Below are 26738 nucleotides of genomic sequence, written 5' to 3'. Positions count from 1 at the left end.
GGCACGACTCCCCCTGGCCAAGGCCCCATCAATTGACCACGCAAGGAATGTTCCAAAGGCTACTTTGAATATCCGATCCACCCCATTTGCGTCCTTATATCTGAAAAGATACCGGACCGGTGCGATCCCATACCCGCCGTCGGGCGTAACAATATCAGCCAGGTATATCTCTTCCATGGATCTCAATCCAACTATAAAGAACCTGTTTCCGGTGCTGAATGCAGTGTTCCTTCGCCAGCCGGTTACAGCACGATCTGGCACCCAGTCTACCATTATAGACCCAAGGGCACCAGCAGCTTCCTTGCAATTTAGCTCCCCGTTCCACCGCAGAACCATCCATCTGGCACATCAATTGTTGTGGACTTTTGCCTTGCGAAGTCTTCACTATGTACATTCAAATCGACCATCAGGTCCAGGCTCAACGTAATCGCCGAACTCATCAATATATGCGTGCCTACCATCAAACGCGTTTACCGGAACTACAACGCTCACGTAGGAACGCGAGTACGATACTGATCCAACTTCCTGTCTCACTAGCGTTACAATCACTTCTTGAGCACCATCGATAAACGCAGCGTCAACTGGGGAGCTCCACGAGATAATTGGATTCAGCACTCCGTCGCCGCCATTACCGTCAAGTTCGCCGATTGACCACGGACTATCCCATTCTGGATCTAGTCCGCTTTCTAGTTTCATATTTGCGACCCTTATTTCGTCAATGTTTTGGTCGTCCACCCGGAGTACGGCGACCTTTTGCGCCTTGGGTCCACATGAAGCAACTCTTAGATTGAGACCAGAGTCGCCATACACGATTTCGAGGTACGTACCCCCTGCTTCAAGTTGATGGCCTGATACACAAGAAGCAGAAGATAGCGAGAGAATTCCGATGCATACTGCCTCCCAGCAGCGTCGACTTTTCATGGATACGAGATAGTCGATTGTATGCGCTGACATAGGCTCCGCTCATAGAGATGGGTTCCCATCTCAGTTCGACTGATTGACGCATAGTTTGAAGGAACACGCGTCCCGCGATCCCAAGTATATGCACCGTACGCGAACGCGCATGACGTTCTGTGGAACGTGGCCGATGGACCTGGTGTGGTCGGATCGCCCGTCTTCAACGGATTATATATTGCCTGAGTGAACTTCTTTCTTGTGGCAGAGATGTAGAGGTATTGACTCCAGTATCGTCGTGTCTTTGGATCATAAACTGTTATCTTGACCTGCCACCTCTGAGTATACGTGGTCCATTCCAATGGAGTGAGCAGCGAGCCCCGCGAGTCGCCAGTATCGCCGCGGAATACGAGAGATCCCGGGACTTCCGAGATCTGATATCGCCATCGATTCTTGTCTTTCGTCCCTCGCCCATCTAGGTCGTTGCCGTTGATTGGGTCGGTGACGTAGAGGTAGTCGTTGGGTGTTCCGCCTTCGATGGGGTCGATGGTGAGGAATCGTCCGAGTGTTGGCTGGTAGGGGCGGGCGCCCATCTCGATGGTGGCTTGGATACCGGTTTCGTGTTCGAGTGGTCGTTGGGCCTGCCCATGCCAGCCGTAGTCAAAGTTCCCAGCACTGTTATCGATGCTGGTAACTCCCAACGGGTTACCGAACGGGTCATAGGCTCCGATCGTGCCGGTTTGCACACCCGCTGTCGTACACGTCAACACCAAATCCCCGTGCGTGTTGCCATGAGACCACACATCACCACCTGATGGCCGCCACGTATACAACCCGCCACCAGCCAGGCCCACGGTGATCTCAGTGACCGTCCCGGCAGCGTTCAACGTGACCGCACTGGAATCACCAGCACCGGTGTACGCCTGTTTCGACACCACCGTCCCGTTCACCTTCCGCGAGACGATCCGATCAGCGGCATCACGGCTGTACTCCACCGTCGTGGAACCGTTCACCGTTTTCAGATGCCGGTTCGCGCCATCGAAACTCATCACGTCACCACCAACCGTGGTCGTGTTGCCATGAGCGTCGTACACGAACCCGCCTGTGTACGGGTTGGTACCGCTGCTCTTCGCGACCTTTCGGATCCGGTCCGCGTAGTCGTAGCAGTACACACTCGACACCGTACCCCCAGATGTCGTCAACGTTTCCTCAACCCGGTTGCTGTTCTTCCCCGCCACACTCGACCCACCCGTCACACCGTTGCAAGTCGTCGTGTAGTTCGACCCCGAGTACGCGAACCGATACGTCCCCGACACGTTCGCCGATCCGGCCACGTCACGTTCCCACCAGTCCGTCAACCGACCGGCAGCGTCATACACATAGTTCGGGTTGCCCGGCCTCGGGTCGACCCCGTTGACGCTACGGTCCACAACCCGGCCGGTCTTATCGCGGGTCACGACATCGCTATACAACGTGGAAGCACCCTTGGTGTGGGTGACCGATACCGGCCGGTTGAAACCGTCGAAACCGTTCGTTGTCCGAACCCCGTTCAAGAAATCGCTGTAGTCGTTACGTCCCACCGTGTCGTAATGCAACGTCGACAGTGTCGACCATGACGACGGCGCCGCGAACGCGACCGTGGGGGTGAGTGTGGTCGTGTTGTATCCCGTGATCGTCGCCGCTGTGTTCGACCAGCGTTGCGTCGCCATCGCGTTCACCCCGGTGCCGGTCGTGTTGTAGGTCGCGCTTGAACGTTCGATCACCGCACCCGAGGAGGCGTGAAACACCGTCACCAACGACACCCGCCCAACGGTGTCACGCACATCGGTCACGCGACCCAATAGATCGACACGGGTGCTGATCGTGCCGACAGGATCGGTCACGGTCGACAACATCGGGTCCCCGCCCACCGCATAGACGCTGGTGACGGTGCGTTCCGGATAGCTCGACGGGCCACTACCTGTCGGGAAGGGTTCGGGGTTCAGCGTCGACGGGTTCACGAACTTCCACTGCTGATTCGTCCAACCCGTGATACATGACGACACCGACGCGGCTGCGCCTTCGCTGCCGTTGAAATCCGCGATCTGCAAACACTTCCCCGACGCCTGGTTGATCAACTGGTAACCATTCGACGCTGCGACGGCTTTCCAGTACTGCAGCGACGACGCCGCACAGGTTTGTTGGGTCACCGACGCTGCGTCGCTGGTCCCAGTCGCGCCGACACACATCGACGAGTGCGACGGCCGAATCGTGAACCACGTGCCGTCGACATCGACATAGTTGAAAATCTCCGATGGCTGACCGGAGGTGAAACATCCGTACTGCTCGACCACTTCACCATTGGTTGCAGTGCCGTTTCGTACGTTCATGCAATACCCGGAATGCTGGGCAATGCTGCGCGTCCCAGACGGCGGCAGATTGCCCGCAGTACCAGGCGCGGTCGCGGACGCCGGAGAGGTCGTGACGGTCGCTCGGCCGCGACTGTCATAGGCGACACATGACCATTTCGTATCGGTCGACACCCGTGAAGCCACAACACGGCCGGCCGCATCAACGATCTGTTCACGCAGCAGCCCGCCGGTACCGCCCGATGTGGTCGGATCGGCGGCCCGTGACGTTTTCGCGAACCCGCGTTGAGCGACCGGGGTGACGCTCACACCGCTGCCCGCACACGACGGCGCCGATGGTGTTTCGCTCGCCCCGTAGTAGGTGTACGTGTTCGTCGACGACGACCCCGCCGCCAGGCTGCGGCTGGTACGGCGCATGTACTGGCCGGTCGCACCACGCGCCTCCCAACCGGTCGTGTCGGTGAGGTTCAACCCCGCAGGGTCGACGCTCACCGTTGTCGGTTTCGCTCCAACCGGATCGCTGTACCCGGTTGTCGTCGTCACCCCGTCAGCGCCGACGGTGGAAGTCACCAAACCCAAATCGGGTTTCAGACTCGCTGCAGGGATCACCGCCCACGAACCACCCGGCGCGAGCCACTCGACACTCGCCGAAGCGTTACCGGTGTTCTCTTTCACTTCGATCACGATGCGATGCCACCCGGCACCAAACGTTTGTGGGTCGCCCGTGACGGTGACCGACGGTTGGTCCCAACCCGACACCACAACCTTGTCGTCGACAATCACGCGTACCCCGTCATCAGCAGTGCCGCGGAACCGCCACGACCCCGCTGTCGCCAAGTTCACCAAACCACTCAGGCGCCCCGACCAGTTATCGGCGCCAACCGAGCTATCCGGCGAACCCGCACCCCAGTTCCACGACGCCGAGGTCGACTGCAACGAATGCGCTTTCGGAGCGCCAACGAACGCAGGCCGCACCGGATAGGTCATAAACGGGCCGGCCGCGTTGTCGTCGAACCACGCCGCCGCAAGACCGTTCAACCCGCCGTCGTAGGTTGTCGTCGTCGCCGCAACATTGCCGGTTTCGGTTGCGAGCGGCAACGGGCTGTTCGTCTGAAACTTCGCGACCGGCGCAGGACCGTACGTGCCCACCGGCCGCGACAAGTTGTTGAACACCACCGCACTGTCATAGACCGTCGAGGTCCGCATCGCCACCGCGGTACCCGACATCGTGTCCACATAGGACACCCGATCCGACGCCCCGTCATACGCGGTGACCGTCACGAACCCCGCGGTATCGGTTGATTCGCGGGTCCGGAACGAGTCGTCGAAACGAACCTTCTTCGCGTACCCGTTCGGCTGAGACAACCCCGACACCGACAACCGGGTCTCACCCCACTGGCCAAAAGCCTGACCCGTCGCCGCCGCCGTATAGGTGAGCGTCGAGGACTGTTGGGTCGCGCCCGCAGTCGCGGCCGGCGCGGTCACCCCACTCGCCCGACCCGAACCGTCATAGGCAATCACCCATTTCACCGCGTCACCATCGGAACGTTTCCCCGCGGACACCGCGTCGAGGTCGGCACCGGGTCACGCACCTTGATGATCCGATTCGACGAGTCGTACGCGAAATCGGTGGTCACATCCCCAGGGGTCACCAGCCGAGACAACCGTGCCGAAGCGTCATAGAACAGTTTCGTCTGACGACCATCCGGAGACGTCACCGAACACAACTTCGATGGGGCACTCACGAACCCCGAGGGAACACTCGGACAGTTCGCGTCGCCGCCGTAACGCAACACGCTCTGACTTCCGGTCACCGGATCAACCATCGCGGTGAGTTTCACCGGAGCACCGGACCACTGAAACTGAGTCGCCGCGGGTTGACGGTCATCAACCGCGCTCACCGCGGACTGCAACTGACCCGACGCCGAAAACTTGTACGACGTCCCGGCATCGTCCATCACCGAAATCTCACTCGTGGTCGGATCGACCCGCACCACCGTGCCGTCACCACCAGGGCCGACATACGCGCCCGTGTCGGACTTGCGGTACTCCGTGGCCGAACCATCAACCCCACGCAACATCACACCACTATCGGTCTTGATCGCACCCTGAACCGCGACCTCACCCGCCGACAACGTCCAGTTCGGACCCAACACATCGAGATCCGGTGACAGCCACGACGACGGCACCGCAACCGTCGAGTTATCCGGCTTCGTTACCCGCAACTGTGCCGTCGCCGCGCCAGTGTGCTCGTAGTAGTCAACAACGATCGATTTTGTTTCACCCGCCCCAAACACCACTGCGGTACCGCCATTCGAACAATTAAACGTCGCGGACTGATGCTGCCACTTGTTCAGCACCACCACACCGTTGATCGTGATCTTCACCCCATCATCAAACGTCCCGCCAAAGCAGTAGGTGCCCGCGACACCAGGTGTCACGTACCCCGACCACGTGACACGGAAATCATCCATCGCGTCCATCGTCGTCACCGGAGAACCCGACCCCCACGCGAAATCAACCGTCGGGTCCAACCGGTCAACAAACAACGCGCCCGACCCGTTCCACACATCGATCTCAGCGCCGAACAACGGATATTTCCCACCGTAATAACGGCCCCGCAACCCGCGATCGTTCGTTGCTTGCGAGTTGTACACCAACGACAACGACTGCTCACCACCGACCGTCGCATACGAATGCGTCGACGCGCCGATCACCACGTTGCCGTTGATCACATTCACACCCACCGGGCCGAGTTGCTCGACCGGGAACGGCCCCGACACACCCAACCGGCGATTCACCGTGAACTTGCGGACCTCCGAACACCGCGGAAAACGATCGATCCCACCCCCACCGATCGCCGCGACCGCCCAATAATACGACGCACCATCGTTCAACAACCCCGCCGGGACCACAGCAGAGGTCGCCGAACCGTACCCACTCGACCACACACGCGTCGCGCCGGCACTACACCCCGACAGCTCAAACGCGTCACCCGGCGTCGTCGCAGGCTTGTTGCCCATCAACACCACCTCATAATTCGGTGGGTTCTCGCCCGCATCAGGATCAGTGCTCGCGCCCCATGACAACGTTGGCGTCAACGACGTGATCGTCGCGTCCCCAACCGGAGCCGTCAACGCCGGCACCGTCGACTGGCGATCCCACCACACCCGCAACGTCGGCAACACCGCATGAAACGTGTACCCCGGTGTCGTGTCGATCTTCACGCCAAACACCGCGTTCGGCGTCTGCGAATCCACCCACGGCCGCAAGAGTTGCGACACCTCCGTCCACGCCGTCGAGGGATGCGCACCCAAAAACGCGTACTGCGGACCGTTCAACGTCATGCCATAGTTCCGACACAACGTCGGCGATACACCCATCCACGTCCCAGCAAACGACCAAGCATTCGCGTGACACGCACCAGCCGCAGAAGCGTTCGGCGACGAGGGATAATAGCCATTATAGAAAATCGTGGACGGATTACTGTTGAACACCCCCACCGGCAACGGGTACTGCACCGTATCAAACTGGATATCCGAATACCGCACCCGCGCACCCGGATTACTCGTCCAAATCGTCGAATAATCGTAGTACACGCCGAAACGCCACTCGTCAGTCGCGCCCCACTGCGGCATCCCATCGCCCAACAACGGATATTGGGACGTCCCAATCGAGTTTCCCTGAGCACTATACGACGCCCAGCCGCCACCTGATGACGGCGACAGATTCACCGTCGGATCAATCACCAACGGAAACGACTCCTCGCTCAACGACTCAACCCACGCCCCGTCGAGCTCCACACCAATACGACGCGACGTCGCCTCCTCCGCCCGCTCCCTGCCAACAATGCGTTCCTCCGCCCCAAAATCGACACCCAAACGGCCATGCGCCTTCGACAACACCGCACCGGACGCATCAAACACCCGCACCGGCTCGATCGACACCTTCGGACCCGGCTCCGACGCCGCCACATCGCCGTCACCATCCCAATCCAACCGCAAACCGCCCTCCAGCATCGGATCACCAACCAGACGGCCACTCGAGGTCCACTCCGTCGCGAACACCCCAGCGCCCCTCAACGCCTCAACCGACCCGACGTGAAAGTCCTCCTTCACCGCAGACGCCGACACCCGATACGAAACATCGACCCCCGGCCACACGTTGCGATACCACACCACCATCCCATCGGCCTTGTCACGCTCCGGCAACACCCTCGCGTCGGCCCCGTCAACGAACCGGGCACTGAACCGCTTGCCCTCAATCTCATAGACCAAGCCATCACCCACCGAACCGAACGTCACCGACCAACCAACACCATCGGTACGCAACCCACCCTTGCGATCCCCATCCTCGACAATCCGCACATTCACACGCTGCCACGCCCCCTTCGCGTCCCGATACCACTTCGGCACCAACGACACATCCGTCACCATCGAGCCGTCCTCCAACACGAACGTCTCGGTTGCCTCACTGCGCCGCTCCACCACCTCACGAACCCGCTTCAACTCGCGCACGCCCCCACCATCAGCCGCACGTCCCACCAAACCTCCAGCATCCGACCCGTCCGAACCGGCGAACTCCGCGTCGAAATCCCGCGGCTCAGACTCCAACGCGCCCGGATCCCCCACCACACCAGCCTCCACCGGCAACACGCCAGCAGACTCCTCCCGGTCGGCCCGGCCCTCCGACTGCGCCCCCGCCTCGCGAACCACACCAACATCAACCGCCAACAGCCCCAACACCATCGCCACACCGACAACACGAACGCTACGAGACAACATCCCCCACGAATCGACCCCACCCCACCAACAACAAGCCAACCCGGCACAATTACCCACGCCCCCAGACATCGGGTCGGAGCCGGCCCCGGTGCAGACCTGATCAGAGCTGATCGGCTCCAGCCGGAATCGTTCGGCCGGGCGGCGTCGGGGCCGGGTAGGTTGAGCGCATGGAACTCGGAATCTTCGACGCCGTTGCCAGTAACGCGGGGACGATCGATGCGCTCGTCGCCTCAGCCGCCGCCACCCACGACGACGGCTTCGCATCGTGGTGGCTGCCGCAGATCTTCGGGTTCGAGTCGTTGTCGGTGCACGCCATCGTCGGTCGCGAGGTGCCGGAGCTGAAGCTCGGCACCGCCGTGGTTCCCACCTACCCGCGCCATCCGGTCACGATGGCGCAACTGGCGCTCACCGCCCAGTCGGCCGCGGCCGGGGCCACCGGTGCCAATCGGCTCACGCTCGGCATCGGGCTCAGCCATCAGATGGTCATCGAAAACATGTTCGGCCTGTCGTTCGACCGGCCGGCCCACCACATGTCGGAATACCTCGATGTCCTCATGCCGCTGTTGGAGACCCATTCGGTATCGGCCCACGGTGAAACGATCTCCACCTCGGTCGGCCTCACGGTGCCCGACGGAATCGTCGCGCCCGATGTCGTCGTTGCCGCGCTCGGCCCCGCCATGTTGCGAATCGCCGGGACGAAGACGCAGGGAACGGTCACCTGGATGACCGGCCCCGCCACCCTCGAGTCCCACATCGTTCCGTCGATCCGCGCTGCCGCCACCGAGGCCGGCCGCCCCGCACCCCGAGTCGTCGCGGCGCTTCCGGTGTTGGTCACCGACGACGAGGCGGCAGGCCGCGCCACGGTCGGGTCGGTGTTTGAGATCTACGGGTTCCTGCCGAGCTATCGCGCGATGCTCGACCGCGAAGGTGTTGAAGGCCCGGCCGACGTCGCCATCGTCGGCACCGAGGATGAGGTGGCATCGAAGATCCGTGCGCTCGACGGCATCGGCGTCACCGATTTCGTCGCCGTCGAGTTCGCCACCCCCGGTTCTCGCGACGCTCAACGCACCCGCGAACTGCTGCGCTCACTGCTGTGAGCGCACCGGAAGACGAACGCCCGAAGTCCCAGAGCGGATCGCCGACAAGCGATGAACGAATCGGTCTCACTGCGGGCGTCGCTGCGTATGTGATCTGGGGTGCGTTTCCGATCTTCTTCCATTCGCTCGAACCGACCTCGGCGCTCGAGATCCTCGCCCATCGCATCGTGTGGACCGGGGTGTTTCTCGCCATCGTGTTGCAGATCACCGGGCGGTGGGGGTGGGTCGGCGAACTTCGCGCCGACCCAGCGAAGCTACGTCGGGCATGGCTTGCTGGACTGCTGATCTCCATCAACTGGCTCACCTACGTCTGGGCGGTCGGTGCTGATCGTGTACTCGACGCTTCGCTCGGCTACTTCATCAACCCGCTGCTGTCGGTGGTTCTCGGCGTGGCGTTGCTCGGCGAGGGCATCCGGCGTCTCCAGGTCCTCGCCCTCACGATCGGAGCGGTAGCGGTGGTCGTCTTGAGCGTCGGCTACGGCGAATTCCCGATCGTCGGCATCGTGTTGGCGCTGTCATTCGGGTTCTACGGCTACCTCAAGAAGGGCATGGAACTCGACGGGCTCGCATCCCTGGCGGCGGAGACCTCCATCGTGTGGCCGATCGCGGTCATCGGCCTGGCCGTCGCGTTCGCGACCGGGTCGTCCACGTTCGGACACGACAACGTCGGGCTCAACCTCCGACTCCTCGCCGCCGGACCGATCACCGCGGTCCCCCTCGCCCTCTTCGGCGTGGCGGCACCACGGCTCACACTCGTGACCGTCGGCATCTTGCAGTACATCACCCCGATGGCGCAGTTTTTCCTCGGCTGGTGGGTGTTCCACGAGGAAATGCCGCCCGAGCGCCTCGCCGGATTCGCGCTCGTGTGGCTCGCCCTCGTCATCCTCACCGCAGACGCCGTCGCGACGATCCGCCGCAACCGCAGCGTCCGACCCGACGCCGCAGCTACTTCGGCTCGCGGGGAAGGCCGAGCACCCGCTCGCCGATGATGTTGCGCTGAATCTCGTCGGTGCCGCCTCCGAGGCGACCGCCCGGAGCGCTCCCCACCAACTTGGTCCACGCAAAGGTGCCCCACTCCCCCGTATCCGCGCACAGCTTCGGACCGAGCACCTCGGCCGCATAGTCGGCGGTGGCCAACAGGTTGAGGGTGTTCGCCAGCTTCAACACGCTGAGCTCAGGGCCGGGCAGGCGACCGGCCTTGATCGCCGCCGCGCCGCGTTTGCCCGTGTAGGACGCGACGCGATTGCCGATGTAGAGCTTCATCAACTTGTCGCGAACGATCGGGTCATCCGCCTTGCCCATCACCCGCGTCAACTCGATGAGTCGTTCGAACGGACCCGGGCCGCGGCCCAGTCCCATGCCCGAACCGATCGAGCTGCGCTCGTTCATCAGCGTGGTCGTAGCCACCTTCCAGCCTTCGCCCACCTCGCCCAGACGGTGGCTGTCGGGCACCCGCACCTCGGTGAAGAACACCTCGTTGAACCCCGCTCCCCCGGTCATCTGACGCAGCGGACGAACCTCGACACCGGGTGCGGTCATGTCGACGAGGAAGGCCGTGAGCCCCGCGTGTTTCGGGGCATCGGGGTCGTGGCGACAGATGATCTCGCCGATCTGCGCGTGCTGAGCGTTGGAGGTCCACACCTTCTGTCCGGTGATCAGCCAGTCGTCGCCGTCGCGCACCGCGCGGGCCTGCACGTTCGCCAGGTCCGAGCCCGCCTCGGGCTCGCTGAAAAGCTGACAGCAGATGAGTTCGCCGCGATGGATGGGCGCCAGGTACTGCGCGGCGATCTCCGGGCGGGCATGCGCGGCGATCGTCGGCCCGACGATGCCGAGGGCGATCATGAAGATCGACTGATCGGCAACCTCATAGCCCGATTCGAGCCCGCGGTAGATCCGCAGGTGCTCGCCGGTAAGGCCGGCTCCACCCTGATCGACGGGGCCCGTCAACCAGCCGAACCCGGCGTTCCATCGGGTCGCCGCCCACTCCTTGGCCGCGGCGATGGCGAGGGCCTCGGTTTCGGGGTCGGGCTCCTCGACGATGCCGACGAAGTCGTCGCCGACCCCCCACTCGAAGGGACCGTCGGCCACCTTCGGCGTCGCGTGGGCGTCGAGAAACGCCAACGCCGCGGATCGGAACTCGTCGAGATCGGCGGGGGGAACCGGAGGGTGCACCACGAGGTCGGCCCGCTGCGGGCGCGAACCCCCAGACGGTGGCCGCGGCGTCGAGATGGCATCCCCCCGGTGTTCCATGTGCGCAGTCTTGCACACTATTGACGCGCCGCCAATAACTTGACCCGTTTCCCGATAACCAGTGGTCGTGATCACGACCACTGGTTATCGGGAAACGGGCCTGTGAGCGCGGATTCGGCACGTCTGCACGCACCTGCCATCACCCCCGCTCACACCACTACTTTTCGAGTCACCTCGAACCGGAATAGGGTGCCGTATGTCACTGTTTCGGATTCAGACTCCGGGATCGATTGCGGCGGGGATTTCAGCATTCGCCATCCTCGTCGGTGCCGGAACCTGGCGGGCGACCCACGCCGACCCGGTCGAAGTCGAGGTACTCGGCGAGACCACCGAACGAGGCTCTGCCTCCGACGCCGATACCTCCGACGCAACAACCGCCGAGACCGCCGACCTCAGCGAGCAGGACAGCGACCACACCCCTGATACCGGCCTACAGAACGCCGACACGACCACCACGCTCGCCAACACCCCACCGCCCGAACCGTCGACCATCGCGGTGCAGCCCAGCGAGCGCCTCCAGCTCACCGTGACCCTGACCGCGATTCCCGCGGCGGCCGACGCCGGGTCGGCCGTGGCCGAATGTGTCGAGGCCACCCATGCGGATCTACTCGCGACCACCCCGTTCGGCACCTACCAACAGGGCTCGCCATTGACCTTCGCCGACAACGCCGAAATCGGCCTCGACGTCTTCCTGCCACCGAAGGTCGCCGGACCCGACGGAGCGCCGGCCGACAGCACTCCCGAGGAACTGACCCCCTACGTCGTGGTCGCCTCCGCGAGCAACCTCACGTCGATGACCATCGAGGACGCGGCCGGCGCCACCACCGTCGTCAACGCCGAGTACAACGCGACCGTGCGAGCCAACGTCGCCGTCTTCGCCACCGAGTACGCACCGTTCGACACCATCGCCGGAATCTTCCTCAGCGAGCCCGCAGCGGCGATCACCTTCACCCTCGACGACGCTCGAACGGTCCGGGTTGTGACACCTGCGGGCGGATCGCTGTCCGGGTCGATCCCCCACGTCGTGGTGCTCGCCGATGCCACGACCGCCCCGACCCGCAGCGTCCGCGCCGAACAGGCCGGCGTGTGTGCCGCGGCGTCGGCCTGAAGCTTCGCCCTTGCGGCGTCGGCCCCGCGACGCGGCCCCTGCAACGCCGCCCCGCTGCCGCCGATTAGCGGTCGCGCAGTGAGCGCACCCACTCGGCCTGCAACGCCAGACCCTCGGCGGGCAGCACCGACGGCTCCCACCCGAGTTGCCCGCGGGCCTTGTCGCTCTGAGCTACCGTGCGGCGCTGATCGCCCGCACGGCCTTCCTCGAAACGGATCCGTGGCTCGACGCCGAGGGCGTCGCCCAACAACTCGACGGCCTCGAGCAACGTGATCTCGCGGCCACCGCCGATGTTGTAGATCTCCCCCGTGGGGGCCTGACGCGCCGCGGCGATGGTGCCCTCGACGATGTCGCTCACGTAGGTGTTGCTGCGGCTCTGCAAGCCGTCGCCGAACACCACGATCTCCTCGCCGTCGATGAGGCGTTCACAAAAGATCCGGTAGGCCATGTCCGGACGTTGGCGAGGACCGTAGACCGAGAAGTACCGAAGGATCGTCAACGGAAGTCCACGGCTCATGCCATAGGCCCGCAGCAGGTGCTCGCCCGCGAGTTTCGTCACCCCGTACGGAGAGATGGGCAGCGTCTCGCTCGTCTCGGGGCCGGTCGCGTCCGCGCCGTACACCGACGACGTCGACGCCTGCACCAGGTGCCCGACGCCGGTCGCCAGCATCGCATCGGCGATCCGCTGCACCGCACGGAGGTTGTTCGACTCGTACTGATCGAACTCCTCCCAGCTTCGAACCAGGCCGGGCGAGGCGGCCAGATTGATCACAACATCGACCCCGTCGAACAACGGCGCCAGGTCGTCGCTACGAAGATCGGCCTCCACGAAGCGGAAGTTCGGAACCTGCCGCAGCGCCTCAAGGTTCGACTCCTTGGCGTCACGCTCGTAGTAATCGGTGAAACAGTCGACCCCGATGACCTCGTCGCACAGGTGGACGAGGCGCTCTGAGAGATGCGAACCGATGAACCCCGCGGCTCCCGTCACCACCACACGCTTCATCGCTTCACCATCGGGTTCATTCGTCATCATCTCCAGCTCTGCCACCGACGCGTCCATCGCACGCCCGCTGTGCGAGGCCGAAACCGTGTCGGCCCAGCGGCGGTGGGTCTGTGAAGCGTACCCGCGTCGGGACGATCCGCCACTCGCCACAACCGCTCAGCGAGACGCCGCACCCATGGCCGGCACGATCGACTCGGCAATGGCGACCAGCGTCTCGCTCAACATCGCACGAAGCTGCTCATCGTTGAGCCGTCCGTCGCGCAGCCACGCGTCCGATGCGACCGAGGCAAAGGCCGCATAGGCGTGCAGCGCGGCGCGCAGCGAATCACGATCGAGCGTCTCCGGGAACGGCAATTCGTCGATCATCCGCTCGACGAGCGACGTGCGCGCAACCTCCATCACGTCGTCGATATCGCTTTCCGCGAACCCCACCGATGCCCCCGGCCACAGCCCTCCCGCGGCACGCAGCGTCGACATCCACAACCCGACGCACGCGTCGAACAACTCGCGAAGGTCCGCAAAGGATCCGGCCGGAACGATGTCCACCCCCGCCGGAATCGACACCGCCCGTTCCAGCACGGCGAGATACAGGTTGCGCTTCGAACCGAAGTAGTGATGCAGCAGCCCGCGGGTGACCCCCGCCTCGCTCGCCACCGTGTCGAGCGACACCTCGGAGTAGGGCTGCTCGCGAAACACCCGCGATGCCTCCTGCAGGATCAACTCACGTCGACGCTGCGGATCCAGCCGAGTGCGAGTCGAGTTGGACACGCAGCGAGCATAGGGACTTCACCACCCCGGCGACGTCACAACACCTCGCGTCAGCGTTCTTCGCGCTCATAGGCAACGCCCAACGCCGCCGGCGCCCCGACCCGCTGACGCGACCACCCGGCCGACACCGCCACCAGCACGACGATAGTGACGAGGTACGGCAGCGAGCTGAGGAGCTGTGGAGCCACCTTCACGCCGCGGGTCTGCAACACGAAGTTCAACGAGGTGAGTCCACCGAACAGATAGGCACCGGCGAGGGTCAGATCCGGCCGCCAGAACCCGAAGATCACCAAGGCGATCGCGATCCAACCCATGCCGCCGGTGATCCCGTCGCTCCAGGAGGTGTTGATCGCCAGCGACACATACGCGCCGCCCAGTCCCGCCAACGCTCCCCCGACGAGGGTGTGGACATAGCGGTACTTGGTGACGCTGATGCCCGCAGCATCGGCGGTCTGGGGCGATTCGCCGACCGCGCGCAGGTGCAGGCCGGGCCGGGTGCGAAACAGGTACCACGAACTCACGCCCACGAGCACCCACGACAGGTACGTGAGGATGTTCTGGTCGAACAGGATGGGACCGACCACGGCCAGGTCGCCCAGGCCGAACAGGTCGAGCTTGTTGAACTGCACCGGAGCCTTGCCGAGGTCCCAGATCTTGGCCAGGTAGGAACTCAACCCCGCGCTTCCGGCGAGGATGGTCAACGCCAGTCCGGACACCGTCTGGTTCACCCGCAACGTGATCGTGGCGAACGCGTGCAGCAGCGCACCGAGCGCCGCAGCGAACATCGCCGCGAACAGCGCCAAGGTGAGCACCCACCACGCTGGGCCGCTCGCGTTGGCCGCGACCGCCGCGGCCGACACGGCGCCGAGCAACATCATGCCCTCCGTGCCGAGGTTCAACACCCCCGAACGTTCAGCGAACACGCCGCCGAGCGCCGCGAAGTACAGCGGCGTTCCGTAAAACACCGCAGCGGTGAGCACGACGACCAGAAGGTTGTTGTTCACTCGTCGCCTCCGTCACCCATCGCTCCGGCGACCGCCGCACGCGCCCGGCCCAGGTTTCGGATCCGGTACCGAGCGAGGACCTCGCCGCCGAGCGAGAAGAACAAGATGAGTCCCTGCAGCGTCCCGACGAGACCCGCGGGAAAGTCGGGACCTTGCAACGCCCGACCAGCGTTGTTGAGCCCACCGAGCAGAATCGCCACAAAGACGACGGCGATCGGGTTCAAGCGGGCGAGCGCTGCGACGACGATGCCGGTGTATCCGTACCCCGCAGCCGAGAGCCCCTTGGGGTCGAGCATGTGTCGCACGTCGCCGACGTCGGCCGCGCCGCCGATTCCCGCGAATGCTCCCGAAAGCGCCATCACCGCCACCACCTTTCGCTTCGTGCGCATTCCCGCGTAGCGCGCCGCCCGGGGCGCCTCGCCGATGACGTCGACCTCGAAGCCGTAGCGGGTCTTGCGATACAGCACCCAGGTGACCACGGCGAGCACCACGCCGAGCCAGAACCCAAACGGAATGTCCACCGAACCGATGTGGCTGAAGGGCCACCAGGCATCCGCGTGAATCTTGCGGCCCTGCGGAAACTGTTTGCCGGACCCTTCGAGGAGGCGCCACGTCGATTCGGAGTTGAAGATCAGGTAGTACGCGAGGTTCGTGGCGATGTAGTTCAACATCAGCGACACGATGATCTCGTTGGTGTTGAACCACGCCTTCAACGCGCCAACGATCGCCGCCCACGCGGCGCCGGCCGCAGCGCCGAACACCACCATGAGCGCTATGGCGCCGGGACCCAGCGCCTCGCCGGTCTGCAACCCGACCCACGCCGCCGCGATGGCACCCACGATGAATTGTCCCTCGCCACCGATGTTGAACACGCCCATGCGAAACGCCGCCGCGGCGCAGAGCCCACAAAACAACAGGGGTGTCGCCGCGATCATCGTGGCCGACATCGCACCGTCGGAGGTGAACCCCCGTTCGACGATGCGCGAGAACGTGTCGATGGGGTCCTTGCCGGTGGCGACCAACAACAGCGACCCTGCGACCACCGACGAGATGATCGAAATCACCGGAACGCCGAGCGCTAGCCAACGCGGGGTCTCGACGCGTCGCTCGAGTCGAATCACAAGACCCCCTCGCCGGAGGTCGCGGCGACCGCCTCGGCACCCGAACGGCCGCCCATCATGAGTCCGATTTCGGTGACGTCGGTCGCGCCACGCAGCTGTTCGCCGATGATGCGCCCCTCGAACATCACCAGAACGCGATCGGCCAGGCCGATCGCCTCCTCGAGATCCTCGGTCATCAACAACACGCCGACCCCGTCGCGCGCGGCGTCCAACAGCAGTTCGCGCACCACCTCGATCGCCCCGACATCGAGCCCACGCGTGGGAGAGGCAGCGATCAGGACCTTGGGTCGGGCGCTGAACTCCCTGGCCAACAGCACCTTTTGCACGTTGCCACCCGACAGCAACCGGGTCGAGGTCGTCGTCGCCGGAGCCTTCACCCCGAACCGTTCCACGAGGGCTTCGGCCGATGAGCGGACCACCTTGCGGTTGAGAAACGGCCCGACCGCGACCGGCCGGTGCCGATAGGACTTCAACACGAGGTTGTCCTCGATCGACGCCGACGCGGCCAGCCCGACATGGAGGCGGTCCTCAGGAACGTAGGACACGCCGAGCGCCATGGGCTCGCGGGGGTCACGTCCGGCGGTCTCGGTCCCATCGACGAACACAGCCCCGGCGTTTCTGGGTCGGGTGGCGGCGATCGCTTCGGCGAGTTCACGTTGACCGTTACCCGCCACGCCGACGACGGCGACGATCTCGCCGGCGTGCAGTTGGAACGAAACGCCCCGCAGCGACTCCTGTCCCCGGTCGTCGTCGGCATGCAGATCGCGCACCTCGAGCACGACGTGATCAACGTCGACCTCCGCCCGTTCGGATTCGTCCTCGGTGCTGAAGACTACGTCGCGGCCGACCATGAGACGGGCGAGGTCGCGCGAGGTGACATCGGAGACGTTCACCGTTGCGACACTGGTGCCGTCCCGCAACACCGTGACCCGATCGGACACCTCGGTCACCTCGTCGAGCTTGTGGGAGATGAAGATGATCGAACGGCCTTCATCGGCCATGCGACGCAGCGTATGAAACAGCACCTGCGCCTCCGGTGGCGTCAGCACCGCCGTCGGTTCGTCGAGCACCAGGATCCGTGCCTCGTGTTGCAGCGCCTTGAGGATCTCCACCCGCTGCTGCTCTCCCACCGACAGCTGCCAGATCTTGGCGGTCGGGTCGACGACGAGCCCGTAGCGCTGTCCGAGCTCACGCACCCGGTCCTCAAGCTTGCGACGTCGAAGCGGCCCGTGGAGGCCGAGCGCGATGTTCTCGGCGACCGTCATCGTTTCGACGAGGCGAAAGTGTTGATGCACCATGCCGATGCCGCGCTCGATCGCGTCCCGCGGCGACGAGATGACCGTCGGCTCGCCGTACAGCGACATCGTTCCGGCGTCTGGTTGGTAAATGCCGGTGAGGACATTCGACAGGGTCGACTTGCCAGCACCGTTTTCGCCCAACAGCGCGTGGATCTCACCGACGGCGAGGTCGAAGTCGACGTCGTGGTTCGCTACCACGCCGCCGGGGAATCGCTTGGTGATCCCCCGCATCGACACCGCCGGCGCCGTCGAGGACTCAGCCCCGACGGCACCCGCTGTTGGACGGTCGGCCACCTGTCAGCTCGACGGGATCGTTCCGATGACGCCCTTGACGAACCACATGACGCTCATCTGATCGGCGTGGCTCATCACCTCGCCCTCCGGAATCTTGAGTTCGCCGTCCTGGTCGTAGATCGGCCCGGCGGTCTCGTCGAAGGTTCCGGCGATGTACTCGTCGCGCTTTTCCATGATCTTGGCCTGGGTCTCGGCGCTCACCCGCTTGCCGAACGGGGCGATGTCGGTCAGGCCATCGGCGATGTTGCCGTAGTAGTCGCCCGGTTCCCAGGTCCCGTCGATCAATTTCTGGACCTGCCCGATGTAATAGTCGCCCCAGTGATACAGCGCCGCGGTCAGCCAGATGTCGGGGAAGTTCTCCGACTGATCCGCGTCGTAACCCGTCCAGGCCACCCCAGCGGCCTGCGCGGCCTCGCCCGGGGCCGGACCGTCGCCGCCGTTGGCGATCACGTCGGCACCGTCCGCGATCAACGACTCCGCGGCCTTGCGCTCGGTCTCGGGATCGAACCAGGAGTTGGTCCACACGACCTTCACCTGCGCGTCCGGGTTCATCGCCTGTGCGCCGAGGGTGTAGGCGTTGATGTGACGGATCACCTCCGGGATCGGGAAGGGCGCAACGAAACCGATCAGGTTGGACGTGGTCTCGGCGCCCGCGGCCATGCCGGTGAGATAGAGCGACTGTTCGCCCGCTCCGAAATAGATACCCATGTTGTCGAGCGGCTCGATCCCCGTCGCGTGTTCGAACGCGATGTCGGGGTTCGCTTCAGACGCCGGGATGAGCGACTCGCCGAACCCGAAGGACGCACCGAAGATGAGGTCGTATCCGTCCTTGACCAGGTCGGCGACCACCTGGTCGGCCTGGGGACCGTCGGCGACGCTTTCCTTGTACGTGGTCTCGACCTTGTCACCGAAGTGCTCCTCGACGGCGAGACGTCCCTCGTTGTGCGCCGTCGACCAGCCGCCGTCGTTGATCGGCCCGGGGAGAATCCAGGCCACCTTCACCACGTCGTCGGAGCCGGCCTGGCCGGTCGAGGATCCTGAATCCGTGTCGTCCGAGCCGGAATCGTCCGACTTGCCACATGCGCTGGCAAGCAGCGAACCCGCCAAAAGAGCGGCGATCCATGCATTTCGCTTCACTGTTCGAGCCTTTCGTGTCAGCCGGTGATCCCGGTCGAACAGGGTCGATTCTGGTACCTGAACGAAACGCGCCGCAAAGGATCGCGTTACACGCGTGTAAAACCGTTGTTCGGGCGTCGTCGACCTCCCGGGCCCCGGCCCGGCTTTCACTTCCGCCCGAACCTCAGCCCCAACCCCACCTGCGCTCATGAACATCGGCCCACTCGTTTTCGATACTCCCGTGGTGCTGGCCCCGATGGCCGGCGTCACCAACGCGCCGTTTCGCCGGTTGTGCCGCCGCCACGGCGCCGGGTTGTACGTCAGCGAGATGATCACCGCCCGCGCCTATGTCGAGGGCAATGCGAAGACGATGCGCCTCGCTCATTTCGACGAGGACGAACCCATCCGCAGCATCCAGCTGTACGGGATCGACGCCCACCACGTCGGCGAGGCGGTTCGCAAACTGATCGACTCCTCTCATGTCGACCACATCGACCTGAACTTCGGGTGCCCCGCCCCGAAGGTCACACGCAACGGCGGCGGTTCCGCACTGCCGGTGCGCCATCGGCTGCTGCGCGACATCGTGCGCGCCGCAGTGCAAGCGACGGGTTCGAGCGGCGTGCCGGTGACCGCCAAGTTCCGGATGGGCATCGACGACGGCCACCTGAACTTTCTGCGCACCGGCAGGATCTGTGAGGACGAAGGGTGCTCCGCGGTCGCCCTGCACGCCCGCACGACCGAGCAGCTGTACTCCGGAGATGCCCGCTGGGACGCGATCGGCGAGCTGAAGGCCTCGATCACCTCGATTCCCGTATTGGGCAACGGCGACATCTGGGAGGCCGCCGACGCCGTGGCGATGATGCGGCGCACCGGCTGCGACGGCGTCGTGATCGGGAGGGGATGTCTTGGACGACCGTGGTTGTTTCGCGATCTCGCCGCAGCACTCGGCGGTTCGCCGATACCGGAGGCGCCCACCTTCGGCGAGGTCGTCGACATGATGCTCGAGCATCTCGACCTGTTGATCGATTGGGCCGGGCCGTGGATTGGCGTTCGGGAGTTCCGCAAACACACCGGCTGGTACCTGAAGGGGTACGCGACCGGCGGCGATGTACGGCGCGAACTCAATCAACTCGAAAGCCGCGAACAACTCGCCGACACCCTCGGGCGCTTCGACCGTTCGTCGACGATGAGTTCCGAGGGCCGCCGCGCGAAGCGCGGCCATGTGGGCGGTCCGCGGGCGGTGTCGCTGCCGGATCGCTGGTTCGACAACGAGGACGCGATCGACGCCCTGGCGGCCGACGCCGAGTCGATCAGTTCGGGAGGGTGACGATGGACCCTGCACCCACCGCCGGCCGTGGTGCCGGGCGTCGGTTGATCCTCGCTTCGGCCTCGCCGCGGCGCAGCGAACTGCTGGCGGGCGCCGGTTACGAATTCGACATTGTCGCTGCCGATATCGACGAGACCCCGTTCGAGTACGAGAAGCCCGAGGCCTACGTGGAGCGGCTGGCGGCAGCCAAGGCGGCTGCGGTCGCCGCACAGCACCCCGATGCCGTGGTCGTGGGAGCCGACACGATCGTGGTGCTGGGAAACGAATTGGTCGGCAAGCCTCGCGACGATGCCGACGCGGCGGCGATCCTGCGACGGCTGTCCGGCGCCGCCCATCACGTCCTCACCGGCATCGCCGTCGCGTCACCGACGCTGAACACGGCGCTCTCGGTCGAGTCCGCGGTGTGGTTCCGCGAACTCGACGACGACGAGATCGACGCCTACGTGGCCACCGGCGAACCCCTGGACAAGGCCGGCGCCTACGCGATTCAGGGCGGAGGTGCCGACTTCGTGTCCGAGATCGAGGGTGCGTGGGACAACATCGTCGGCCTCCCCGTGAGCTGGCTCGAGGGGCTGCTGCTCCCGGCAGGCGTCACGCCGCGCTGACGATCCCTACCGGACCCGTCGGCTCAGCGCTGAACCGTCACCTGCTTCACGACGAACCGGTAGTTCACCGCGGCGTCGATTCCGACGGCGGTGAAGGTCACCAGCGTGGGCTTCGTCGGCCGGAGCCGCGCGGGAATCGCGATGCACATGAGCGCCGGACGGTCGGGGGAAACGCCGCCCACCGGGCTCTTCACCTCCGTTCCCCGAAGGTTGATGGACAGCGCGTAGATCGTCGGCTCGTCACTCGTCACGTAGCTGCAGACCTGGCCCGCAGCGCCGAACGTCATCGGGTCGCTGTGCCAGACCGCGAGATTCGGAGGTGTCGTGTCACCCGCAGCGCCCGGATTGGTCGCCGGCGGTGGCCCTGGTTGCGGCAGGTCCGGTGCGGCGGCGCCGGGCGTCGGGCTCACCGTGAACCGTGTCGACAGCAGCTGGCGAGACGCGCCCGCCCGGTTGTTGATCATCGTGCGGAACTGCGCGCCGGTCATGGTCGCCGACGCGGTGACTCCGACGAGTTTCACCGTCGCACGCTCAGCTCGTCCGGAGGCCCCGAGGTTGCCGGACAGTTCAACTCGGGTTACGGCACCGATCGACCCGCGACCGGCGTTTTCCACCCAGGCGCCCAACTCGGTAGCGGTGAAGGTTCGTGTCCAGCGCGAGTTCTTGTTCGCAGCCACGGCGTCGAACGGGTCCGCCGCGGCGATCAGATAGGGCAACGACGACGCCCAGACATAGTCGGAACGCTCGCTGAAGCCGCCGTTGGACGAGGAGTAGTACGTCTGAGCGACGGCGGCGCCATGGGTCAGCACCCTGCCCGAGGTTGCGTCCACCGCCGCCTTCCAGTTCGCCCCGTACGACGATCCATCGGTCACCGAGGTACCCACATACGCCTGGTCGACGGTGGTCGAGTACAGGTCGAACTCGGCGTTCTTCGGAGCGGCCAACGCCCGCGCCGCGTAGCTGCGCCCGGCGATCGCCTGGGCCTTGAGCGCCTCGAGTGGCCAACTCGCCGGCATCTCGCCGAGCCCGTAGAGGTACTGATCCATCGACAGGTCGCGAACGATCATCCGCAACCCGACCCCGTTCGGCGACACATCGAGGCGGCCGAACCGATAGCTCCGTCCGGTGGCCGCGACGCGAATCGACTCGTCGCCGGCCGAGGAGAAGTACACATGTTGCGCCCCCGGAAACGTGAGTGTTCCTCCGACGTTGGGTGCGACCACCTGTACCTGCACCGACGCGCCGTTACGACGTACCGCGAGACGTTCGTTCGGCCCGGCGATCACGCTGGAGGCACCCGATTCGGCGGTGATGACGATGTTGCCGGTCGGGTTCGTCAGCTCCGTCGCCTGCGCATCACCGATGTGAACCCGGATATTGCCCAACGACCTCGGCTCGATCGCAGTGCCCGGATAGTAGGCGTCGAGGATCTGCGCCACGTCGTGACCCGCCAGCGCGCGCCCGTAGGCCCCGTACTGGCTCATCCCGACACCGTGGCCGTATCCGCCGCCCGACACGGTGAAGGTTGCGTCCGGCGCCGGCACCTCCGGTTGGCAGCCAAGCGCCGAAACCAGCGCTGCGCACACCACCAGGACGACGACACGTCGAGGGTTCCTCAGCATGTGATCGAGGGTACGCAGCATCGTCGAAATTCCACGCCCCGCAGTGCCTTTGAACCACCAAGGTGAGCCGATCGACTCCGCCGCACCGCCGCGCTGGCCTACGCGGCGCCCAGATCACCTGCAACAATCGACCCATGCCACAGCGACCCCTGAACCGACCGCCGCGCCGAGCACCGCGTCGACCGGCGCGGCGTGCCCCAGGCGCCGTGGGTCCACTCACGCTGCCCGGCTACGGCATGAACCACAACGACGAGTTCTGGTTCTCGTGGAGCCCACAACGCAAGTTCCGATTCGCCCGCACGATGGTGGTGCTCTTCATCGTCGTTGCGCTGCTCGCTCGGTGCGCCCTGGGCGGGGACGGCGGCGAGGGTGGGAGCGACGGCGCATCGACCACCACGACGCCAACCGCGAGCACCACCACCCTGTCTCCGACCCCGACCTCGGTCGGCGCAGTCGACGTGGCCACCAAACTCCCCGCCGCTCGTTACATTTCGAGCGTCGCCCGCGCTGGGGGCAAGGTGATGATCGTGGCCGGCCTGGACGAAAAGAAGAACTCCACCGACACCATCTGGCTGTTCGACCCCGAGGCCGGGACCATCGCCGACGTCGGCAAGTTCGCCGCTCCGGTTCATGCCGCCGCGGCGGCGCCGCTGGGCGATCGCGCCCTCATCATGGGCGGGGCCAAGGGCGATTCGGTCTACAGCACGGTGTACGCGGTGGATGCCGACGGCAACGTTGAAGGAATCGGCAACCTTCCCGCTGCGCGCGCCGGGGCGACGGCGGTCACCTCACCGGACGGGTCGACCGTGTTCGTGGTCGGCGGCTATGACGGCAAGACCGGATCGACCGAGGTGCTCCGCACGACCGATGGCGTCAACTTCACTGCCATCGCCACGTTGAATCACGTCGTGCGGTATCCGGCGGTCACCGTGCTCGACGACACGCTGTGGGTGGTCGGCGGCGAGTACGACAACGCGCTGTCCGCTGCGATTCAGCGCATCGACCTCACCACTGGCGCCGTCACCGACCTGCCCGAACTCGGCACGCCGGTGTCTCGTGCCAACGCGTTCACCGTGGGCAACTCGGTGTTCGTCGCCGGCGGCCGAACCGCCGGCGGTGGGTCATCGGCCATTTTGCGTTTCGAGCCCTACAACGGCGGATTCGTTGTCGCCGGCAACCTGCCGACGCCACGCTACGACGCCGGGATCGTCGTCGAGGCCAACCGCGCCTGGCTGATCGGCGGCAGCACCCCGCAGGCGTCGACCGACATCGTCGAACTCACCGCCTCCTAGCGATGTCCCTACAATGAGGGGTTCCCGAGTGTCGAGCCCCCTTCGAGGCCAGCGGTCATGATCCAGTTTCGTTACATCGGAACCGACGAGTTCGCCCAGGTCGGCGCCGAACTTCTCGCCGAGCGCATCGACGAGGCGGTCGCCGAACGCGGCGTGTGCCACCTCGCCGTTTCCGGTGGTCGCGCACCGTGGGAGCTGTTCGGGGTCCTCGGCAGACGAGACCTGAAGTGGACCCAGGTGCACATCTGGCAGGTCGACGAGCGGGTAGCTCCCGACCGCGACGTCGATCGCAACAGTGTCGGGCTCAAGACCTCCCTGCTCGCGCTCGCACCAGTGCCGGAGTCGAACATCCACTGGATGGACGTGACCTCCGACGACCTTGAGTCAGCCGCCGCAGCGTACGCCGAAGAACTCGACCGGGTCTGTGGCGGCGTCCTCGACATCGTGCACCTCGGCCTTGGCGCGGATGGCAACACCGCGAGCTGGTCACCCGGCGATCCGGTAAGCGATGTCGACGATGCCGACGTGGCGATCAGCGCCGAATTCAACGGATTCGTCCGCATGACCCTCACCCCCCGATGCGTGAATCGGGCGCGGGGGCGCATCTTTCTCGTCACCGGTGGCGACAAGGAACGGGCGATCGACGAGCTCACCAACGGCGGCGACATCCCCGCCGCGAAGGTGACCCCGGCGGCCACGGTCGCGATCGTCGCCCTTCCGGCACCGCTACACGAGGATCTCGACTGAACGAGCGCGCGGCGCCGCGTCGAACGGTCCTGCTCGGGCGGTCCTGCTCGGGCGGCCATGCTCGGGCGGTAATCCACTACCGGTACGGACGCGAGCGCGGCGACGTCCCATTCGTGATAAACAAACCAACAGGCCGGTTTTAAAGACCCCCGGCAGGAACGACGAGATCGCCGTGGCCGAGACCTCGAGACGAACACAACAAGACCGCAGCGCCGCAACCCAGCGCGCCCTGCTCGACGCGACGATCGAGTGCCTCGTCGAATACGGCTATGCGGGCACGACCACGCGCCTGGTCGCCGAACGAGCACAGGTCTCCCGCGGTGCACAAACCCACCACTACCCGACCAAACGCGACCTCGTCGTCGCCGCGGTCGAGCGGCTCTTCGACGAACAGGCGCGACATTTCACCAGCGCGTTCGATCAGGTCGACCCCACGGTGCGGACCCTTGAACATGCGGTCGAGGCGTTGTGGGAGATCGCGACCGGACCGGCCTACGCGGCCGTCCTCGAAGTGCTCGTCGCCGCACGAACCGACGAGGAATTGCGTGTCGTGGTCCACGGGGTGGCCGCCGCGCTCGAAACCACCGTGGTGGACCTGTTGATGTGGTTCGCCCCGGCGATCACCGACCGCGACATCGCCCGCCGCCTCGTCGGGCTGGTGTTCACCCTCGTTCAGGGCGGGGCCGTCTCGCGCCTCGGCGGGTTCGGACAACCCGACGAAGTCATCCGGCTGGCCACCTCCATGATCGACGTCGCCCTCGCGGCGGTCATCGCCCCAACCACGGAGCCGACAGCGCCGTCGGAAGCGCTGTCGACCACCGTCGCCACGACACCACACCGCGATACCCAACCCACCCGCACGAACCTCTCGGAGGACCGGCCGTGACCATCCTTGACCCACCCATCGCAACCGAGATCACGTCCGCCGGACCCGAGGTCGGATCCACGAATCCGTCGGCTCACCGCCAGATTCCTGTGCGGCATCTCCACACCGACCCCACCGCCGTCGAGTCGGGCTGGCTCGTCCCCGACGACCCGATCTTCAGCCACCTCCTCGCCACGCTGTCGGCGGTGTTTCCCAACGGCGAGGACTTCTTCGTCGCCGCCGTGCGTCGGCACCGCGACGCGGTCGGCGATAATCCGACGCTCAAGGCGCAGGTCAAGGGGTTCATCGGGCAGGAGGCCATGCACGGCCGAGCGCACCGACAGCTCAACGCCAGGCTCGCCGAACTCGGATACCACACGGTTCGCGCCGATCACCTCATCGAGGTCATCGTCGCCCGGATCCTTCAGGCACCGCCCCGGACGCTCGCCATCGCGGCGACCGCCGCCGCCGAGCATTACACGGGCCTGCTCGCCGAGTCGGTGCTCGGCCACGAGCCGACCCGCAAGATCCTGTTCGGACATTCCGCGGTCGAGCCGCTGATCTGTTGGCATGCGCTCGAGGAGCTCGAACACAAGAACGTCGCCTTCGACGTCATGGACGCCGCGGGCGCCGGATACCCCACCCGGGCGCTCGGCTTCGGCGTCACCACCACCGTGCTGGCCGGCTACGTCGCGGCCGAGTGGGCCCGGGCGGTGTTCGAGGATCGTCACCGCATCACCCGAGCACACCGGCGCCGGTTCCGATCCAACCTCGCCCGCCAACGCCTCCTCAGCTGGTGGTTCCTGCGGCGGGCGTTCATGTACCTGCGACCGGGCTTTCACCCCGACGACACCGGAACCGACCAACTCGTCGAGACGTGGCGATATCGCCTCTCGCAGATCGCCACGGTTCCCGAAACGAAGGCGGCCCGTTCGTGAGTGCCGCCGACCCGCCCACGACCTGCGCGCCCGCGGGCATCGACGCGCTCGACGACCCGATTTTTCAGCTCGATGGGTGGGCGCAACACGGAGCCCCATTCGATTGGTTCGCCGCCCGTCGTCTCGAATCGCCCGTCTACGCCCATGCGCGCAATCCGCACGCGGGGGCCGGCGCGCCGCAGGTGTGGTCGGTGCTCGTCCACACCAACGTCGTGCAACTCGGTCGCTGCCCGGACGTTCTCTCCTCCGACTAGGAA

The 26738-nt window shown here is 65.2% G+C and carries 20 protein-coding genes; 10 read left to right on the top strand and 10 right to left on the bottom strand.

The annotated features are described in order from the left end of the window. Positions 1-917: 917 nt before the first annotated feature. Both M9952_03805 and M9952_03800 read right to left on the bottom strand, forming a co-directional pair. On the bottom strand, positions 918-4772 hold the full coding sequence (locus tag M9952_03805; protein MCO5312046.1) for a ricin-type beta-trefoil lectin domain protein: 3855 nt from the start codon (positions 4770-4772) through the stop codon (positions 918-920). Then, positions 4769-8026 carry a PA14 domain-containing protein gene (locus tag M9952_03800; protein ID MCO5312045.1) on the bottom strand — a complete coding sequence of 1086 codons (3258 nt, stop codon included), beginning with the start codon at positions 8024-8026 and terminating at the stop codon, positions 4769-4771. Before M9952_03800 ends, M9952_03805 begins: the two co-directional genes overlap by 4 nt. A 167-nt stretch (positions 8027-8193) precedes the next feature. On the opposite strand from M9952_03800, the gene M9952_03795 reads away from it, so the two are divergent. After that, the gene (locus M9952_03795) at positions 8194-9123 is read left to right on the top strand and encodes a TIGR03564 family F420-dependent LLM class oxidoreductase (protein MCO5312044.1); all 930 of its coding nucleotides are present in this window, start codon (positions 8194-8196) and stop codon (positions 9121-9123) included. Then, positions 9120-10112 carry an EamA family transporter RarD gene (rarD, locus tag M9952_03790; GenBank protein MCO5312043.1) on the top strand — a complete coding sequence of 331 codons (993 nt, stop codon included), beginning with the start codon at positions 9120-9122 and terminating at the stop codon, positions 10110-10112. The genes M9952_03795 and rarD overlap by 4 nt, the downstream gene beginning before the upstream one ends. On the opposite strand, the gene M9952_03785 is transcribed toward rarD, so the two are convergent. Next, positions 10069-11373 carry an acyl-CoA dehydrogenase family protein gene (locus M9952_03785; GenBank protein MCO5312042.1) on the bottom strand — a complete coding sequence of 435 codons (1305 nt, stop codon included), beginning with the start codon at positions 11371-11373 and terminating at the stop codon, positions 10069-10071. The two genes, rarD and M9952_03785, sit on opposite strands and share 44 nt — an antisense overlap. A gap of 196 nt (positions 11374-11569) precedes the next feature. Here M9952_03785 and M9952_03780 point away from each other — a divergent pair, with 196 nt between their 5' ends. Then, a complete protein-coding gene (locus M9952_03780; protein MCO5312041.1) occupies positions 11570-12481 on the top strand; it encodes a hypothetical protein in 912 nt (303 codons plus the stop codon). 64 nt (positions 12482-12545) lie between these two features. Here the strand turns inward: M9952_03780 and M9952_03775 are convergent, their stop codons facing one another. From M9952_03775 to M9952_03750, 6 genes are all read right to left on the bottom strand, one after another. Continuing rightward, positions 12546-13529 carry an NAD-dependent epimerase/dehydratase family protein gene (locus M9952_03775; protein MCO5312040.1) on the bottom strand — a complete coding sequence of 328 codons (984 nt, stop codon included), beginning with the start codon at positions 13527-13529 and terminating at the stop codon, positions 12546-12548. Positions 13530-13640: 111 nt separating this feature from the next. Continuing rightward, positions 13641-14252: a TetR/AcrR family transcriptional regulator gene (locus tag M9952_03770; GenBank protein MCO5312039.1), complete on the bottom strand. Its 612-nt coding sequence runs from the start codon at positions 14250-14252 to the stop codon at positions 13641-13643. A gap of 50 nt (positions 14253-14302) precedes the next feature. After that, complete coding sequence (locus tag M9952_03765; GenBank protein MCO5312038.1) at positions 14303-15256, bottom strand: ABC transporter permease; 954 nt, start codon at positions 15254-15256, stop codon at positions 14303-14305. Next, positions 15253-16377, bottom strand: coding sequence for an ABC transporter permease (locus tag M9952_03760; GenBank protein MCO5312037.1), 1125 nt, complete (start codon positions 16375-16377; stop codon positions 15253-15255). The genes M9952_03765 and M9952_03760 overlap by 4 nt, the downstream gene beginning before the upstream one ends. After that, entirely contained in the window at positions 16374-17969 is a 1596-nt protein-coding gene (locus tag M9952_03755) for an ABC transporter ATP-binding protein (protein ID MCO5312036.1), read from the bottom strand. The genes M9952_03760 and M9952_03755 overlap by 4 nt, the downstream gene beginning before the upstream one ends. Positions 17970-17972: 3 nt before the next feature. After that, positions 17973-19106, bottom strand: a complete 1134-nt coding sequence (locus M9952_03750) for a BMP family ABC transporter substrate-binding protein (GenBank protein ID MCO5312035.1) — start codon at positions 19104-19106, stop codon at positions 17973-17975. A gap of 187 nt (positions 19107-19293) precedes the next feature. On the opposite strand from M9952_03750, the gene dusB reads away from it, so the two are divergent. Together dusB and M9952_03740 are read left to right on the top strand one after the other, a co-directional pair. After that, positions 19294-20412 carry a tRNA dihydrouridine synthase DusB gene (gene dusB, locus M9952_03745; protein MCO5312034.1) on the top strand — a complete coding sequence of 373 codons (1119 nt, stop codon included), beginning with the start codon at positions 19294-19296 and terminating at the stop codon, positions 20410-20412. Between the two features lie 2 nt (positions 20413-20414). Next, a complete protein-coding gene (locus tag M9952_03740; GenBank protein ID MCO5312033.1) occupies positions 20415-21017 on the top strand; it encodes a Maf family protein in 603 nt (200 codons plus the stop codon). Positions 21018-21040: 23 nt separating this feature from the next. Here M9952_03740 and M9952_03735 read toward each other — a convergent pair whose 3' ends face one another. After that, complete coding sequence (locus M9952_03735; protein MCO5312032.1) at positions 21041-22639, bottom strand: SpoIID/LytB domain-containing protein; 1599 nt, start codon at positions 22637-22639, stop codon at positions 21041-21043. Between the two features lie 206 nt (positions 22640-22845). Between M9952_03735 and M9952_03730 the strand changes: the two genes are divergently transcribed. The 5 genes from M9952_03730 (at position 22846) to M9952_03710 (ending at position 26735) form a co-directional block, all read left to right on the top strand. Then, positions 22846-23931, top strand: a complete 1086-nt coding sequence (locus M9952_03730) for a hypothetical protein (GenBank protein MCO5312031.1) — start codon at positions 22846-22848, stop codon at positions 23929-23931. Between the two features lie 57 nt (positions 23932-23988). Further along, positions 23989-24678 carry a 6-phosphogluconolactonase gene (gene pgl, locus M9952_03725; protein ID MCO5312030.1) on the top strand — a complete coding sequence of 230 codons (690 nt, stop codon included), beginning with the start codon at positions 23989-23991 and terminating at the stop codon, positions 24676-24678. 172 nt (positions 24679-24850) lie between these two features. Beyond that, entirely contained in the window at positions 24851-25564 is a 714-nt protein-coding gene (locus tag M9952_03720; GenBank protein MCO5312029.1) for a TetR/AcrR family transcriptional regulator, read from the top strand. Further along, positions 25561-26481, top strand: a complete 921-nt coding sequence (locus M9952_03715) for a metal-dependent hydrolase (protein ID MCO5312028.1) — start codon at positions 25561-25563, stop codon at positions 26479-26481. Before M9952_03720 ends, M9952_03715 begins: the two co-directional genes overlap by 4 nt. Continuing rightward, positions 26478-26735 carry a hypothetical protein gene (locus M9952_03710; GenBank protein MCO5312027.1) on the top strand — a complete coding sequence of 86 codons (258 nt, stop codon included), beginning with the start codon at positions 26478-26480 and terminating at the stop codon, positions 26733-26735. The genes M9952_03715 and M9952_03710 overlap by 4 nt, the downstream gene beginning before the upstream one ends. Positions 26736-26738: the final 3 nt, after the last annotated feature.

This window comes from Microthrixaceae bacterium, assembly GCA_023957975.1.
Classification (GTDB): Bacteria; Actinomycetota; Acidimicrobiia; order Acidimicrobiales; family Microtrichaceae; genus JAMLGM01.
This window is presented reverse-complemented; position numbering and strand designations above follow the sequence as displayed.